At 70.9% G+C, this 16503-nt stretch carries 13 protein-coding genes, 1 tRNA gene and 2 pseudogenes; 11 read left to right on the top strand and 5 right to left on the bottom strand.

Annotation, left to right across the window (positions count from 1 at the left end; all coding sequences use genetic code 11):
• The 4 genes and pseudogenes from ABZ885_RS14210 to ABZ885_RS14225 all read left to right on the top strand — a co-directional run.
• Positions 1-841 (top strand): annotated as a pseudogene (locus tag ABZ885_RS14210) (hypothetical protein); the annotation flags it as partial.
• An 88-nt stretch (positions 842-929) separates the two neighbouring features.
• Positions 930-2591: an alpha/beta hydrolase gene (locus tag ABZ885_RS14215; protein ID WP_360187470.1), complete on the top strand. Its 1662-nt coding sequence runs from the start codon at positions 930-932 to the stop codon at positions 2589-2591.
• A gap of 142 nt (positions 2592-2733) precedes the next feature.
• Complete coding sequence (leuE, locus tag ABZ885_RS14220) at positions 2734-3390, top strand: leucine efflux protein LeuE (protein ID WP_360187471.1); 657 nt, start codon at positions 2734-2736, stop codon at positions 3388-3390.
• 78 nt (positions 3391-3468) lie between these two features.
• Positions 3469-3542, top strand: a tRNA-Thr gene (locus ABZ885_RS14225).
• 130 nt (positions 3543-3672) lie between these two features.
• Here the strand turns inward: ABZ885_RS14225 and ABZ885_RS14230 are convergent.
• Positions 3673-5268 carry a site-specific integrase gene (locus tag ABZ885_RS14230; RefSeq protein ID WP_360187473.1) on the bottom strand — a complete coding sequence of 532 codons (1596 nt, stop codon included), beginning with the start codon at positions 5266-5268 and terminating at the stop codon, positions 3673-3675.
• Positions 5265-5933: a helix-turn-helix domain-containing protein gene (locus ABZ885_RS14235; RefSeq protein WP_360187475.1), complete on the bottom strand. Its 669-nt coding sequence runs from the start codon at positions 5931-5933 to the stop codon at positions 5265-5267. The genes ABZ885_RS14230 and ABZ885_RS14235 overlap by 4 nt, the downstream gene beginning before the upstream one ends.
• Positions 5934-6022: 89 nt before the next feature.
• Between ABZ885_RS14235 and ABZ885_RS14240 the strand changes: the two genes are divergently transcribed.
• The 7 genes from ABZ885_RS14240 to ABZ885_RS14270 all read left to right on the top strand — a co-directional run bounded on the left by ABZ885_RS14240 (position 6023) and on the right by ABZ885_RS14270 (position 13336).
• Positions 6023-6286: a hypothetical protein gene (locus ABZ885_RS14240; RefSeq protein WP_360187476.1), complete on the top strand. Its 264-nt coding sequence runs from the start codon at positions 6023-6025 to the stop codon at positions 6284-6286.
• Positions 6287-6670: 384 nt separating this feature from the next.
• On the top strand, positions 6671-7711 hold the full coding sequence (locus tag ABZ885_RS14245; protein WP_360187478.1) for a hypothetical protein: 1041 nt from the start codon (positions 6671-6673) through the stop codon (positions 7709-7711).
• A gap of 80 nt (positions 7712-7791) precedes the next feature.
• The gene (locus ABZ885_RS14250; protein ID WP_360187516.1) at positions 7792-8421 is read left to right on the top strand and encodes an ATP-binding protein; all 630 of its coding nucleotides are present in this window, start codon (positions 7792-7794) and stop codon (positions 8419-8421) included.
• 245 nt (positions 8422-8666) lie between these two features.
• Positions 8667-9527, top strand: a complete 861-nt coding sequence (locus ABZ885_RS14255) for a DUF2637 domain-containing protein (protein WP_360187480.1) — start codon at positions 8667-8669, stop codon at positions 9525-9527.
• A gap of 255 nt (positions 9528-9782) precedes the next feature.
• Complete coding sequence (locus ABZ885_RS14260) at positions 9783-10661, top strand: hypothetical protein (protein ID WP_360187481.1); 879 nt, start codon at positions 9783-9785, stop codon at positions 10659-10661.
• Complete coding sequence (locus ABZ885_RS14265; RefSeq protein WP_360187483.1) at positions 10651-12420, top strand: mobilization protein; 1770 nt, start codon at positions 10651-10653, stop codon at positions 12418-12420. The genes ABZ885_RS14260 and ABZ885_RS14265 overlap by 11 nt, the downstream gene beginning before the upstream one ends.
• Positions 12421-12466: 46 nt before the next feature.
• Complete coding sequence (locus tag ABZ885_RS14270) at positions 12467-13336, top strand: ParB/RepB/Spo0J family partition protein (RefSeq protein WP_360187485.1); 870 nt, start codon at positions 12467-12469, stop codon at positions 13334-13336.
• A gap of 344 nt (positions 13337-13680) precedes the next feature.
• On the opposite strand, the gene ABZ885_RS14275 is transcribed toward ABZ885_RS14270, so the two are convergent.
• The 3 genes and pseudogenes from ABZ885_RS14275 to ABZ885_RS14285 form a co-directional block, all read right to left on the bottom strand.
• Entirely contained in the window at positions 13681-14502 is an 822-nt protein-coding gene (locus ABZ885_RS14275) for a hypothetical protein (protein WP_360187487.1), read from the bottom strand.
• Positions 14503-14655: 153 nt separating this feature from the next.
• A pseudogene (locus tag ABZ885_RS14280) lies at positions 14656-15744 on the bottom strand (transcriptional regulator); the annotation flags it as partial.
• Between the two features lie 66 nt (positions 15745-15810).
• The gene (locus ABZ885_RS14285) at positions 15811-16455 is read right to left on the bottom strand and encodes a Sua5/YciO/YrdC/YwlC family protein (protein WP_360187489.1); all 645 of its coding nucleotides are present in this window, start codon (positions 16453-16455) and stop codon (positions 15811-15813) included.
• Positions 16456-16503: the final 48 nt, after the last annotated feature.

Consider the following 16503-nt stretch of genomic DNA (forward strand, 5'->3'; position numbering starts at 1 on the left):
CGGCGCCGCTCCGGCCGGTCCGGCCGCCGCGGCCGCGCCCGCCGTGGTGCCCGGCCCACCGCCCGCCCCCGCCCCCGTGGCCAGCCGGTTCGACAGCGTCGGCCACCCCGGCGGCGGCGAGCTGCTGCAGTCCGCCGTGCTCGGCCCCGACGGCCACCCGCGCAACGTCCGGGTCTGGCTGCCGGCCCAGTACGCCAAGGACCCGAACGCCCGCTTCCCGGTGGTCGTGATGCACGCCGCCACCCCGCGGATGACCGCCGACACCGAGGTGCCCGACGTCTTCGAAGGCCTCGGCTCGGCCGTCCAGACCGGCAAGGCCCGCCCGTTCATCCTGGTCGCCCCGGAGGCGCCGAACGGCACCGCCCACCCCTGCGAGCTGGTCGCCGCCGCCCCGCAGGCCGTCGCCGACGACGCCGCGCTGCGCGCCACCATCGCGGCCACCTTCCGCACCCTGCCGCCCGGCCCGGCCTCCTGGGGCGCGCTCGGCGTCGAGGGCGGCGCGCCCTGCGCCGCGGCCGCCGCGCTGGCCCGTCCGGACCTGTACGGCGCGGCCGCCGCGGTCTCCGGCCGGTACGACGCCGCGGCGCTGACCCAGACCGGCGTCGAGGCCGCCGGCAACGCCGCCCCCAAGCTGCTGCTGGCCGCCGCCAAGGCCGACAGCGCAGGCCTGGACGCGGCCCGCAGGCTGCAGACCGCGTTGCGCGGGGGCACCGGCGCGGCGGCCCGCGCCGAGGTGCGGATCTCCGACAACGTGCAGGACTACACGCCGGACCGGGAGCGGCTGCGGCTGGTCCGGCAGGCCGCGCAGTACCTGGCCGAGACCCTGGCCAAGACGTCCTGAGCGGCAGGCCCGCGGTCTCCGGCGGGACTACGCTTCGCCGTACGCGGCCGCCGGCAGCGGTCGCGTCCCAGCACCCGAGGGGGAGCAGATGAGGGCAGAGCGCGACCGGCGCGGCACGGCGGTGGCCGCGGTGCTGGCCGCCGGGCTGTTGATCGGCGGGTGCAGCTCCAGCCCTTCCCTGCCGGGCGGCGCCTCGTCCTCGGACACCGTCGCGCCCCGCCCGTCCGCGGCGTCCGGCGGCGCCACCCCGTCGGCGGCGGTCCCCCGGCCCGGCGCCACCCCGTTGGAGCCCCTCCCGGCGGCCGTGCCCGCCGCGCTCGCCCCGTACTACGGGCAGAAGCTCGCCTGGCAGCCCTGCGACGAGGGCTTCGAGTGCGCCACGTTCACGGTGCCGCTGGACTACGAGCACCCGGCGGGCGGGGACCTCACGCTGTCGGCGGTCCGCTCCCCCGCGGGCTCCGGGACCGGGGCCGGGGCGGGCGGCTCCGGCGCGTCCGGTGCGGGGCGGATCGGTTCGCTGCTGCTCAACCCCGGCGGCCCCGGCGGCTCGGCGGTCGAGTACGTGGAGGGCGTCGCCAAGACCTACGACAGCGGCGTGCGCGCCCGGTACGACCTGGTCGGCGTCGACCCGCGCGGGGTCGGCCGCAGCGCCCCGGTGACCTGCCTCAGCGGCGAGCGGATGGACGCGTACACCGCCGTCGACATCACCCCCGACGACCAGGCCGAGGTCGACGCCCTGGTGGCCGCCGACAAGGAGTTCGCCGAGGGCTGCCGGCAGCGGGCGGGCGACCGGCTCGGCCACCTCAGCACCGTCGAGGCCGCCCGCGACCTGGACGTGCTGCGGGCGCTGCTCGGCGACGAGAAGCTGAACTACGTCGGGAAGTCCTACGGCACCTTCCTCGGCGCCACCTACGCCGGGCTCTACCCGGGCCGGGTCGGCCGGATGGTGCTGGACGGCGCGATGGACCCGGCGCTGGACTCGCTCAGCGGCAACCGCACCCAGGCCGGTGGCTTCGAGACCGCCTGGACGGCCTTCGCCAAGGACTGCGTCCAGCGCGCGGACTGCCCGCTCGGCCGGAGCGAGGAGCAGGCGGGGGAGCAGCTCGCCGCGCTGTTCCGGACCATCGACGCCCAGCCGCTGCCCGTCGCCGACGGCACCCGCCGGCTCACCGAGGCGCAGGCCACCACCGGCGTCATCCAGGCCATGTACGCGGACTTCCTCTGGCCCATGCTGCGCACCGCGCTCGCCGACGCGAAGGCCGGCGACGGCACGGCCCTGCTCAAGATGTCGGACTCGTACTACGAACGCGGCCCGGACGGCTCGTACCCCAACCTGATGTCCGCCAACACGGCGGTGAACTGCCTGGACCTGCCGGCCCCGTTCACCGGCCCGGCCGAAGCCCAGCAGGCGGTGCCGGACTTCGAGCGGACCTCGCCGCGGTTCGGCCGCGACATGGCCTGGATGGCGTTGACCTGCAGCTACTGGCCGGTCACGGCCACCGGCGCGCCGCACACCGTCCGGGCGGCCGGCGCGGCCCCGATCGTGGTCGTCGGCACCACCCGCGACCCGGCCACCCCGTACGCCTGGGCGCAGTCGCTCGCCGGGCAGCTGGAGTCCGGCCGGCTGCTGACGTACGAGGGCGACGGGCACACCGCGTACGGCCGGAACGACGCGTGCGTCGACGGGGCGGTCAACCGGTACCTGCTGGGCGGGGAGGCCCCGGAGCAGGGGAAACGCTGCGGCAGGTAGCGGTGGAGGGGGAGGGCGCGGCCGAGCGGTCAGGGGGCGGAGAGGGGCAGACCGGGTAATTTCCGCTTCAACTGTCGCCGGTGCGAAGTTACGATGAGCGCCCCCACCCGCCCGTCCCCGCCACCCTCACCGGAGCCGCACCGTGTTCGGAGTCAACGACCTGGCGACGTACGTCCTCGGCGCCCTCGTCATCATCCTCCTCCCCGGCCCCAACTCGCTGTACGTGCTGTCCGTCGCCGCCCGCAAGGGCGTCCGGACCGGCTACACCGCCGCCATGGGCGTCTTCGTCGGCGACTTCACCCTGATCAGCCTCACCTCGCTGGGCGCCGCCTCACTGCTGGAGGCCAACCCGGCCGTCTTCGCGGTGGTGAAGTTCGGCGGCGCCGCCTACCTGCTCTGGATCGGCATCGGCATGCTCCGCGCCGCCCGCCAGCTCTGGCGCGAACGCCGCGCCGCCGAGGCCCCCGACGCGCCCGCCGAGCCCGCCGCCGAGCCCACCGAACGCCCGTTCCGCCGCGCCCTGGTGATCAGCCTGCTGAACCCGAAGGCGATCCTCTTCCTGCTCTCGTTCTTCACGCAGTTCGTGGACCCGTCCTACGCCCGGCCCGCGCTCTCCTTCGCCCTGCTCGGCGGCGTCCTGCAGACCTTCAGCATGCTCTACCTCACCATGCTGATCTTCGCGGGCACCACCCTCGCCACCGCCTTCCGCCGCCGCAAGCGCCTCTCCGCCGGTCTGACCAGCGGCGTCGCCGTCCTCTTCGCCGGCTTCGCCGCCAAGCTCGCCGTCTCCTCCGCCTGACCCCCGGAACCCACCCGGTACGGATCACCCGCGAACCTGTGTAGACTGGCCCGCGTTGCCACCGCGTGTGGCAGCGGTGCCGCCTTAGCTCAGTTGGCCAGAGCAACGCACTCGTAATGCGTAGGTCGCGGGTTCGAATCCCGCAGGCGGCTCAGGAAAGGCCCAGGTCATATAGCCCATGACCTGGGCCTTTTGCCATTCCTTGGCGTGTGAGCAGGCGTCGGCGACGCGCTACAAGATCGCTTGCGTGAGCGATGCGTGAGCGTCGGTGTTGATCTTGAGTTAGCCCTTGGCCTTCTTGGCCTTCGCCTTCGCCTTCTTCGCGGCCTTCCGCTTCGCCTTCCCCGCTTCGGCTGCGGCCTTGGCGTGAGCCTCGGCCTCGGTCTTCCGCTGGAGGGGCACGAGCTTCGCGGCGGCCTCGGCCGCGCCCTTGGCGATCTCGGGCAGGACGCTGGTGTAGGTGTCCGACGTGATCTTGATGGAGGAGTGGCCGAGCATCTCGGACACCACCTTCATGTCGACCCCGCCGGCGAGGGCGAGCGTGGCCGCGCCGTGGCGGAGGTCGTGCAGGCGGATCGGCGGCAGCCCGGATGCGGCGATCAATCGCGCGAACATCTCGGTGACCTTGCCAGGGTGGAGCCAGGACCCGTCCTCGTTGGTGAAGACCCGGCCGGTGTTCTTCCAGGCAGGCCCCCAGTCGTTTCGCTCCTTCCGCTGCCGCTCGCGGTGGCGCCGCAGGACGGCCACCGTGTCGTCGTCCAGCGCCACGGTCCGGAAGCTCCCGTCGGTCTTGGGGTCGGACTCCTCGACCTCCCAGCCGTCCTGCACGAGCTGGGTCGTCACGGTCAGCGAGCTGTCGTCGAGGTTGGTCTCGGACCACAGCTGCCCGCACGCCTCGCCTCGGCGAAGACCGCGGAAGGCGATCACGTGCCACATCGCGTACAGGCGGTCGCCAGCGACGAAATCGAGGAACGCGCCAGTCTGCTGCGGCGTCCAGACCATCACGGGGGAGGGCTTCGCGCCGGTCTCCCGCCACTGCGCGACCCGCTCGGGTGTCCACACCAGACCCTTCGGCTTGCTCGCCGGGTCGAGCTTGACGTGGGCGGCCGGGTTGAGGGTGATCAGGCCCTCGGGGATCGCGGCGTTCAGGGCGGTCCGGAGCGTGGCCCGGATGCGCTGGCGGGTGGCCGCGCCGGTCGTCCGCCGGAAGGGCGGCATCTCGGCGAGTTCGGCGCGCAGAGCCTTGCGGCGGGCGCGGTTCTCCACGCCCTTGATCGGCACCGTGGCGAGCTCGGCCTTCAGCGCGTGCCGCAGGGCGTTGTTCTCCAGGATCTCCTCGTTGGCGTCGGCGATGGCCGTGAACATCTCGGCGAGCGTGCTCACCCGCAGCCGGTCGACGCGGATGTGCCCGATGCGGGGCTTGAGATGGATCCGGACGTCACATTCGTAGCGAGTGATGCCGGACTTGCGGATCTTCTTGCCGGCCAGCCAGGTGTCGAGCCACTCGCCGACGGTGACGCGGGAGGAGAGGTCCTGACCGGCCTTCAGGCGGTTGCGGGTCTCCTCGATGTCGGGCAGCTGAGCCTTCTCATCGGCGACCTTCACGAGGAGGTCGGCGACCAGGGCCAGGTCGTCCGGATCCTCCTTGCCGAGGGCGAGCAGGCCGCGAACGTGGTCGAGGTCGGCCTGCGCCTCCTTGAGCGTCTCGTAGCCGGCGCGGTTGAACGAACGGCGCGTGCCGTCCTCGGCGTTGGGCAGCTCCTGGCGTATGGAGTAGGAGCCGTGCTTGCGGCTGCCAGCCTTCGGGCACGCCTTGCCGAGCGGCTTCCCGGTCTCGGCGTCGCGGCAGTAGCAGCGGTGGTAGGTGGAACCCTTCATTCGTCCTCCAGGTCGAAATCGGTCTTGAGCGGGGGGAGCTCGGCGTTCAGGAACTTGAGGCTCGGCGCGAGGTCGGGTACCTCACAGCCCGTCTCGCGCATTCTTGCTCTGACGGGCTGAAGCCGAAGGCGGACGGCATCGATGAAAGCCGTGCGCTTCTCCTCCGATCCGGGTGGCCAGTTCTCTCGGTCGAAGTTGAATTCCAACTGGAACGCGTCGTGATGTTCGCGCTGCAGCTCCTGCCAGATTCGGGCGTGCTCGCGGAGGAGGTAGAGATCGAATGTTCCGGGTGAGTGCGGGTGCTCTCCGGTGAAGCGGCTGAAGGCCGACCAGCGGGCGATGTCCCGCCCAGGCAGGTAGTTGACATGGCCGCCGAGGGCAGGTGAGAAGACCAGGTCGGCGGGTGCAACGTCCAGGGCTTCGGCCACCACGATGAGCTCCGGAATCGTGATGGTCTTTCGCCGGCCGGATTCCCAGTTCGCGATCACGTTCCTGGGCACCTCGTGGCCCAGACGCCGGGTCTCGTCGGCCAGCTCCTGCGCGGTCATTTCCAGGTCTTTCCTTGTACGGGTGATCGCTTCGATCACGTCTTTGGTGATCTGGTCGTGCCAGTCGAGCGCGTCCTCGTCGTCGGCGGACCAGTCTGCATAGCGGCCGTGTGTCATATCGACACAATAGCTACTGCCAAGCTCTTATCCGCTGCGGCACTCCGCCGCCGCCCCCTCCCCGGGGGGATCTCGGATTTGGAGTTCATGTGCGAACTGATACGCCGTCAGGCGTGGTGCAGGGAATGGGCCGGGCCGAGCTGCTGGCGCTGCCGGTCGCCATCGACCTTGACACTGCCAACCGCGCCATCGGGCTGGGCCGCAGCAAGGGCTACGAGCTGGCCAGCCTCGGCGACTACCCCTGCCGGGTGCTCCGGCTGGGGAAGAAGTACCGCGTGATCACCGCAGACCTCCTGCGTCTGCTCGGTATCGAGGATGCGGCCGGCGGGAACGTGGCGGCTGATGCAGCTTGACTTGGCGAGAACCCGTTCGACAAGCCTGTCTGCTGTGGGCGGACTTGCCCGTTTGGAGTGGATCTTCCCGGCGTGTGTGCGTAGGTTCGTGGTCCCTCGGAGCCCAAGGTCGCCGAGGGATCGCCGCCAACGACTAGGCCGATCCTGCGAGTTGAGCGTTGACGGCTCGCGTCCCCATCTGTCCCCGGACATGCAAAGGCCCCCGGTGCTCGAACACCGAGGGCCCGCAAGGTCCAGAACCGCCCTTCCATGACGATCGACCGCGGTGCAGGGTTGCAGCCCACGTGCACCGAGGAAGGACCAGCGTGCCCCAGCGTACGGCGTCGCACCCCTGCGTCGCACCTGTCTCGCCCGCCGCCGCCCCGAAGACGGGGTGGTAGGCCAATGGCGCGCATCCGCACCATCAAGCCCGAGTACCCCGTGTCGGAGGACTTGGCCTCGGTGTCCCTGGGCGCCGAGCGTACCTTCGTCTGCCTGCTCACCCAGGCCGACGACGAGGGACGCCACCGCGACAACGCGGCCGTCCTCAACGGCGCCCTGTGGTCGCTGCGGCCTGAGCACACGGCGCTCGACACCGAGGACGAGCTTCGCCAGCTCGCCGAGACCGGCCTGATCTGCCGGTACACCGGCTGCGACGGCCGCCAGTACCTGCACATCGCCAAGTGGCACGAGCACCAGAAGATCTCCCACCCCACCGTCTCGCGCCTGCCCTCCTGCCCGGTCCACGAGACGGCGCGCTGGTGCGGCAAGTGCAAGGCCAAGGGGTGCGCGCGCCCGGCTCGGGAGAACTTCCGGAGCGTTCCGGAACCGCTCGCGACCGCCTCCGAGCCCCTCCCCGCCAAGGTGCCCGGCTCGGCCGGTACCGAGTCCACCCACGTCGGGGCCGTGCCGGTGCCCGATAGGGCGGATCCTGGCGAAAGTGCAGGTCAGGCCACGTCTCCGGAGTCTCTCCGGAGGGTTCCGGAGAACGTCGTGCCTGGACCATGGACCGTGGACCATGGACCTACCCCTAAAGGGGGCGGCTTCGCCGCACCCACCCCGGGACCCTCACCGGCATCACCCGACCGGGACGGCACGATCCTGGTCGGCACACCCACCGGCAAGCCTTCGGTGAACGCGGGCGACCTGGTAGCCGAGTACGTCGCCGGCTGCCCGAAGCCGGTACCGGGAGGCGTGCGGGGCCACCTCGGCAAGGTCATCAAGGACCTGCTCGACGGCGGCACCGGCGCCGACGACATCCGGGCCGGACTGCGGTTGTACGCGGCGAAGCCGATGAGCCCGAGCGTGCTACCGAGCATGGTCCACGAGGCGATCAACGCCCAGCCCGCCGCGCCCTCCCGCGCCGGGCACGGCGCCGCCCGCGCGCCCTACCAGCCCTTCGCCAACCCGGCCGACATCCGCGACTACTACGAGGGGGACCTGTGACCAGCCTGCCCAACCCCCGCCGCGCGGACGAGCGTCGCGAGCCACAGCCGGCCTCCGGCGCCGTCCTGCGCCTGGAGCGGATGCTGGCCGCCAAGGGCATCGACCCAGACCGGCCGCTGCCTGATACCGACCAGCCCTCGACCGCGCTGGAGCTCGCCGACCGCCGCATTCCGCCGCGCTACCGCCTGGCCGTCGCCGATCACCCGGAGGTCACGACCTGGGTCCAGCAGGTCACCCTGGCCTGCCGACCCGGTCCCGGCGGCACCCCGGGCATCGCCCAGGGTCCGTCGCTCCTGATCGCCGGACCCACCGGCTCGGGCAAGACCCACCAGGCGTACGGGGCGATCCGCAGCCTGCTGAAGGCCGGGGTTCGTCTGAGCTGGAACAAGCTCACCGCCACCGAGCTGTACGCCTCCCAGCGGCCCCGCCAGGGCACGGACACCGAGCGGGAGATGCGCGGGCTGATGACCTGTCCGCTGCTGGTCCTCGACGACCTCGGCGCGGCCAAGGCGTCCGAGTGGACCGAGGAACTCACGCTGCGGCTGGTCGATCACCGCTACGAGCACATGCTCCCGACGATCTTCACCACCAACCTGGCGCCGGGCGAGATCAAGACCGCCCTCGGCGACCGCACCGCCTCCCGGCTGGCCGAGATGTGCGAACGCGCCATCCTCACCGGCAACGACCGCAGAAGGCGAACCGCCGTCTGACCGGCACATTCGCCCGCGCATTGCGCCCACCCCGGCGTAACGCTGCAGACCCACCGGGCGCGTCCCAGGGCGGAGATGGCCCGAGACAGATGCGCGCATCGTCCCGAGACTGAACGCCGCCGCGTCCGTGCCCCTCGGCAAGCCGAGCCCGCCTCTGCTGTATCCGCACCGACCCACGGGTGCAACGGCAAGACGGCAAAGACGGCAATCCCACAGCACCCTTCCACCGCAAGGACGTCCACCGCATGCCCACGACGCCGCCGGCCACCCGCCCGACCGGCTCCGGTGCCTTCGCCCGCACCACCATCACCCTCGTGATGGCCGCCATCGCGGCCCTGGCCTTCGCCTTCTCCTTCGGCAACGTCTGGGCACTCGCGCTGCGGCTCGGCGTATCGCGTCCGGTCGCACCGCTGATCGCCCCTATGGTCGACCTTTCCGTCGTCGGCCTCCTGGTCGCCCTCCACCACCTCGCCGCGACCGGCATCGACCCCGCCCAGCTCCGCCAGGCCATCCGCCTGATGCACCTGTGTGGCTTGCTCACCCTCGCCCTCAACACCACCGAGCCTGTCCTCGCCGGGCACTACGGCCGAGCCGGCCTCGACGCTGTCGCACCCTGTCTCCTCCTCGGCTGGGGAATCGTCAGCCCCGGCCTTCTACGCCTCCTCCACGCAAACCCCGAAGCCCCCGCACCACCGGTCGGCGTTCAGCCTCTGAACAGCAGTGCCGTTCAGAATCTGAACGACGCTGACCCAGCGGGACCGATGCCGACTGGAGTCGACGCCCCGCCGCCGCAGCCACCGAAGCCCTCCCCGGAGGTGGCCACCAGGCAGACTGGGCCCGTCGACGCCGTCCTCGCCGGGAATCGGGAGCCGGCGTCGCCGGGCAGGCGGGGCCGTCCACCCGCCGCGACCATGGACCAGCTCATCGCGATCGCGCGGCCCGCCGTCGCCGAGAGCGGCGCCACCCTCTCCGTGGTCAAGAACGCCGTACGCGCGTCCGGGACGCCGATCTCCAACGACCGCCTCGGCGAGCTGCTGCAACTCCTCAAGGACGAGCAGGCCGCCGGGCAGCCGGAGCCGGTCATTGCCCACTCCGGGGTCGGCTGAGCGACCGGTACTCCACAACCGGCTCGCCCGACCCGGCCGCTCCGGATCGGGCGAGCCCTCCTTCGACGCGCCCCTCCAGACCACCGGAACTCCTGCATCCCGCCTTCCGGATATCCGGCACTCCCGGACGCTGCCCCGAAACACCGCACGTCCGGGACCTCCGAACCGGGTTCCGCCCGGAAGCACCGCCCGCATTCCCCACCGAACCTCCGACCCGGCCACCACCGCCTGTACCGATACGAAACAGAGGCCCCTATGACCGACCAGCAGCACCACCACAACCCCGGCAACGAGAGCACCGAGGTGCCTGCAACCAGTGGCGACAAGCCCCGCCGTGGTGGGTTCTTCGCCCAGGTCACGCGGGCGCTGAGCCGGGGAGGCCGGGGGCAGGATGACGACGGAGCAAGCTGGGGCAAAGTCCACATCGCCGTTGGCGACGCGGACTTTGCGCTTGACCCCGCCCCAGGGGTGGCGGGGCAGGACCGGCGCGAGGGCGCGCCGGACCAGGCAGTCGTGACCGAGGGCAGCCCCGGCCAGGACGAGCTTCCCGAGCCCAGCACAGAGCTGCTGCCGAGCAGCGACGCCGAGCTCGTCGACGCTGACGTTCGCGTCGTGCGTGAAGCGCCGACCGTGACCACCACCGAGTTCCTCCACCTCGGAGCTCCGGAACTCGACCGCCCGGCCCTTCCGATGGACGGTCACGCCGTTCCGATTGCCGAGCGGATGTACCGGCCGCGTTCCGGAACCGTCCGCACCAAGCAGGTGACCTGCTCCGTGGAACCGGCGGAGAAGGACTTCATCGACATCGCCGCCGCCAAGCTCGAACGGTCGCGCTCCGCGTTCCTGGCGGACAGTGCCATGAGCGTTGCGCAGGAGGTCGTGAAGACGGGCCGCCCCGACGGTTTCGTCCCGCTGCCCAACCGGCGGGCCGTCGATCACCTCACCGTGTTGCTCGGCACCCATCAGCGGGCGATCAACAAGGCCGGCAACAACCTCAACCAGCTCATGGTCGAGATCTACCGGGGCGAGATCCCGGAGCGCGCCATGGAGGTCCTCAGCGCCCTCGACGCGTGCGCGACCGAGGCCCGCCTCGCCTACCAGCGTGTGGCTCCGGGAGCCCGCCGTGGTGCCTGACGTCTCCACCGGCTCGCGCACGCGCGGCCTGCTCTCCTACCTTTTCGGCCCCGGCCGGCGCGACGAGCACACCGACCCGCACATCGTCGCCGCGTTCGCCATGCCCGGCCTGCCCGACCCCGGCCGATCTCCCCTCGACCAACACCACCAGCTCCTCGACCAGCTCGCCGACTACCTCGACCAGCCCGTCCGCGCCCGCGAGGCCCGCTTGGGCCAGAAGGTGCCGCAGCACGTGTGGCACTGCCCCGTCCGCACCGCGCCCGGCGACCGCTACCTCACCGACGCCGAGTGGGCCGAGGTCGCCCGCCGGATCGTCAACGCCACCGGCATCGCCCCCGACCAGGACGACAAGGGCTGCCGGTGGATCGCCGTGCGGCACGCCGACGACCACATCCACATCATGGCCATCACCGTCCGCGAGGACGGCCGCCGACCCCGAAACAAGCGCGACGGCCAGCGCGCCCAGGCCGAGTGCCGCAAGATCGAGAAGGAACTCGGCCTGCGGCAGCTCAACTCCGGCGACCACACCGCCGCGCCGATGCCCACCAGCGCCGAACAGGCCAAGGCCCAGCGCGCCGGGCACCAGCAGACCGCCAAAGAGTGGCTGCAGGAGCAGGCCCAGGCCGTCGCCGCCACCTCCCGCAACGAGCAGGAGTACTTCTCCACCCTCACCGCCCTCGGCATCCATCTCCGTTACCGCATCGGCCCCGACAGCGGCGACGTCCTCGGCTACAGCCTCGCCCGCCCCGGCGACGTCAACGCCCAAGGCGAACCCGTCTACTTCGGCGGCTCCAAGCTCGCCCCCGACCTGTCCATCAACCGCCTCCGCGAACGCTTCACTGCCCAGCAGCCCACCACGCCCACCCGCGCCGTGGGCGAGCCGGACCGGTGGCGGCAGGCCGACACCGCGCTGCGCGAACTCCGGTTCGTCTTCCCCGGCTGGCACGACACCGACGAGAAGGCAGGCGGCGGAGAGCTGGAGGCGTTCGCGTCGGACGCGGTCGTCCAGGCCCACGCCGCCGCGTTCGGCGAACTCCTCCACACCGCCGCCCTCACCGCACCCGCCCACGCCCGCGCCGAACTGCGAGCCGCCGCAACCTCGTTCGACCGCGCCAACCGCTCCCGCGTCCGCGCCGAACACCAGCAGGCCGCAGCCCTGCGCACGGCCGCCAAGGAACTCCTGTACACCGCAGGCTCGGGCCAGGACGGCGACGCAGCCGCAGCCCTCCTGTCCACCGCCGTGTTCGTCCTCATCGCCATCGCGCGCTGGCACCAGGGGCGAGGCCACCAGCAGCAGGCGGCAGCGGCCCAGCAGGCCCTCGTCCACCTGCGCACCGCCTACCGGCACACCGCCGAACCGGTCGTCGCCGACCTCACCCGCCGCACCCCCACCCCCAAGACCACCGACCGCCTTGCAGCTCACGTCCAGACTGCCGTCCCGGACCACGCCCAGCGCATCCTCGCCGACCCCTCCTGGCCCGCCCTCGCCACCGCACTCGCCCAGGCCGAATCCTCCGGCCAACCGCCCCACCGCGCCCTCGCCGAAGCCGCCCGGCAACGGGAGTTGACCACCGCCGACCGCCCCGCCGAAGTCCTCCTCTGGCGCCTCCGGCACGCCACCGCAGACCGCATCGACCAACGCGCCCACATCGCACGCGCCCGCACCGGAAGCCGCACCACCACGGCACCCACGTCCACGACGCCCGCCGCCGCGCCGACCGGCATCCAGCCCGCCCAAGACCCCGCCCGCCGACGCTGACCAACCGAGAGGAGTCAGATGCCACGAGCCCCGCCCCTGCACTGCCGTGACCGCAGCCCAGCCCGGCACCCACGCCAGCCGCCCCACTCCCGGGGGCACCATCCCGTGCCCCCGGCCCCGTCCTACCAAGGAGTCCCATCTGAAGATCCACACGTACGCCGACATGTTCCCGCTGCTCGCCGAGGACGAGATGCACGACCTCGCCGAGGCCATCAAGACCCACGGCCTGCTCGAACCGATCGTCCTCAGCCCCGACGGCGTCCTCCTCGACGGCCGCAACCGCCTGGCCGCCTGCGAACGCGCAGGCGTCACACCGACCTTCACTACCTACACCGGCACCGACCAGGTCGCGTACATCCTCTCGGCCAACGTCCACCGCCGACACATCAGCGCAGGCCAGCGCGCCATGGTCCAGGCCATATACCTTTCACTTTCGGGACACTCGCTGCGGACCCACGCCAAGCTCCACGCGATCAGCCGGACCCGCCTGTCCCTCGCCAACACCGTCCTCAAGACCGCACCCGACCTCGCCGACCGCGTCCGCGACGGCAAGCTCCCACTCGACACCGCCGCCGACATTGCGCGCGAGCGCAAGGCCAAGGCCGACGCCGAACAGGCCGCGTACGACAGCCTCCGCCGGTACGCCCCCGACCTGGCCGTCCGAGTCACCGAAGGCGACCTTGCTCTCGACGCCGCCACCCACGAGCTCGGGCGGAGGCAGGACGCCGTCCACCGCGACCAGGAGCGCCTGGCCGCGATCGCCGAGCACTGGGACACCCTCCAGACCCTCGCCAACAAGCCCGACAGCCTCCACACCCACCAGGTCGTCGACGGTCTCACCACCGACCACCGCGCGCTCATCACCCGCCTCACCATTTGCGAGGCCAGGTGCGGCGAAGTGGTTCAGGCTGCCTGACCCACCCCGCAGGACCAACGACCAGACTGCGATGTCGATTTGATGTCATCTACGGCGGCCGGGAACACCCCGGCCGCCGTACGTCTTGTGGTGTCGCTGAACCCCGTCACCGGCCGAAGGGCACCACTTGACCAACCCCAGCCGCGACCACCGACCCATCGTCCGAGCCCTCCCCCACCCCGACGATCTCGATGCCCGGGGATGGACCTGAGGCCGTACTTGCTGCTGGTGCGCCACGTTCCCCAGTGGTGTCCAGCCCCAAGACCACTGGTCCGCCGAGGCCGCCGATGATGTCCGACTTCAGCGTGCGCAGGGCCGCCACTGGGGGCGGAGGGCCTCACCGTTCATACCGCAATGAACAACTGCGGCAGCTTGTTCAGCTCGGTCCTCGCGTCGCGATGTCGCTGGCGCCGGTCAGACTCTGCCTTGGCCGCCGCCGTCAGCTCGTCTTTCAGCATGTCGTACGTCATGCCCCAAGCGTCGAGCTCTGCATCGAGGTTGGCGAGCGCTGCGGCAAGCTCGGAGTCAGCCTTGGCCGCCGACTCGCGTTGCCGACTGAGCTCGCTCTCGCGCGACTCCGCGGTTTCGAAGCGCCCGAGTGGCTCTGAAGCCTTTCGCAGCTTCTCCGCGAGCCCCGCTCGCTGCTGATCGGCTTGGAGCTTCTTGTCCGCTGCTTCCACAGCAGCGTCTGAAGCAAATGCCATCACACGAAACCCGAACATGTGTCCAAGGCTGCGCTCGCCGATATGGCGGGAGTGGTACTTCTCGCGCGTCAGTGGTGCCTCTTCGACAGCCCCATTGATCCACTCCCGAACCAACCCATCGAGGAAGCGATCGGCCTCGTCGGGTCGGAAGTCAATGGGGAGTCTCCGCCAGTCCGCCTGTGGGTCGAAGTCGGGAACGTCGTACACCCTGCTTCGCAGAAGTTCGTCCCCGCGCTGCCAGACGTAATGCTTGTGCGCTCGTGCACCATCGCACTTGTCGGGGTGGTAGTTCACAAACCCCCAGGGCTGGCCGTTGACAGTCCCATCATCAGCGATGAGCTGTTCATCACGGAGCTGGCGAAAGACAGCGAGAGTGACCTGTTTCCCCGAGATGCTGAGAGTCTTCACCTCTACTGCCGCTGTGTTGATCGTAGCGTTGTGGACGGTCAACTGCTTGGCCATCAAGCCCCCTTCGACATCGAAGTTCCAGGATGCCGCGATCTCTGACTCGTTGTGGGCATGTCGATGTTTTTCACTCACCGACCGGGTGGGCTGCAACCGTTCACTGAGTGAGGGGGCTGGTTGTTCAGCGAGTGAGCAGGTCAAGATTCGGGCTCAGGCGGCAGCAGTGAGTTCCCGCGCCCGCTCCGCGAAGTCCACCACCAGACGGTGACCGCCGAACGGCTCCATGCGGCGCTGGAGGTCCTGGACGGCTTCGATCGCGCGGGAGGACTGCACCTGCTTGGTGAGCGAGAGAGTTCGTACACCGGCAGCGTGCGCGGCTTCAAGGTCGTTGCGCTGCAGGTGCGAGACGGCCAGTGCCGCCTGGGACATCGCGCCGCGCCGGGCACGCTTCTGCTGCCGAGCGTGGTCGATGGAGAGACGGGCGTGTTCGGCCGCGTGGTCGGGCTGGTCGAGGTCCCGGAAGGTGTTGGCGTGCTCGCCGTGGAGGTAGGCGGCGTCGATGAACTTCGCCCACTCGGGCTCCTGGTCCGGCTGGACCCGCGCGAAGGCGTCCTCGGACCGCATGATGGCCTGAGCCGCGCCGACCTTGTCGCCGAGCCTGGCCAGGGCACGAGCTTCCAGTGCCCAGAGATCGGCGAGGCAGACGGGAGAGGAGACTCCGGAGAGTCCTGCGCGGCCGGCTTGGGCGAGGCGGCGGCCCTCGTCAGGGTGGCCGAGCAGGGTGGCCTGGTCGGCCATGCCCGCCAGCACGTGGGCACCGAGCGCGAGGTTGTGCGACTCCTCGGCGAGGCGAAGGGACTGAATCAGGTAGCGCTGAGCTGTGCCCTGCTCGCCGTTGTCGTAGGCCATCCAGCCGAGAAGGTACGTCTGCTCGGCAGCGGCCTCGCACAGCGCCCGCCGAACCTGCTCGGTGTAGGTGCGGCGGAGGAGCGGATAGACGTGGGCGTTCATGTACTCGGCGAGCGCGAGGCGGCCGGAGCCGCCGCCCTTGAAGATGTCCATCTGCTGGAAGGCGCCGAACATGTTCCGCACCGCTGTCACGTCTTCCAACCGGACCTGCGGTCCGGAGATGGTCGAGGACTGCTCCAGCGCGCTCAACGGCCAGTCACGTGGGGAAGCGACGCCAGCGACGGCGGCGAACGGTGCCAGGGCCATGAACTTGCGACGATCCACGTCGGTTCTCCCCAGGTTGGTGACGGCTTCCACGGTAGCCGCGTAGGCGGAGTTGTACACCAGTGACGGTCCGCTGACGGGGCGTCAGCGAGATCGGGTTCGGGTCGCCCGGCCTGCCCCTCGCGCTGCTGGTCATGTCACTTGGCGTCCGACCACAGCGGAGATCGCCCGCTCGTGGATGAGGCCCGCACGGATGAGCCGGGCGACTGGCGTCGAGCAATCGACGATGGTGAGATGGTTGGCGGCTGGCGAGACCCCGCCGTCGAGGATGACCGCCGCCTTGACATCGTTGGCGTCCAGGAAGTCCTGGACCTCCCCGGCCGTGATCGCCGGGCCGGGCGCGTCGACACCTGCGTCGCCCGAGATGTTGACGGTCGTGGCGGCCACCGGGGTACGGGCCGCCGCCGCGAGGGCGCCGAGCGGGCCCGACGAGATGGTGGTGAGCGCGGGTGCCCCGACAGCGGGGTGCTGTTCGCCGACCTCGGTGCTTTGCCAGGGAAGGAGGATGGCGAGGTTGCCGGGCCAGAAGGCGTCGGCCAGTCGCTTGGCCTCGGGGTGGATGACGAACTGCTTCTCGCACTCCTCCAGGGAGGGGAGCACGAGCACGAGGGACTTGGTGCGTGGTCGCTGCTTGCCATCGAAGATGCTGTTGCAGGCGGCCAGGTTCGTGGCGTCGGCACAGATCATGTACCAGCGCTCGGTGGGCACGATGACGAGTTCGCCGGCTTCCAGCGCGCGGGCGGCGGCGTCGAGCTGTTCTGCTGGGATCGGTCGCACAGGTATCCCTCCGTCTTGGGAGTCAGTGGATGGGCTGGGTTTGATGCC

The sequence above is a fragment of the Kitasatospora sp. NPDC047058 genome (genome assembly GCF_040643935.1).
In the GTDB taxonomy this organism is placed as follows: domain Bacteria; phylum Actinomycetota; class Actinomycetes; order Streptomycetales; family Streptomycetaceae; genus Kitasatospora.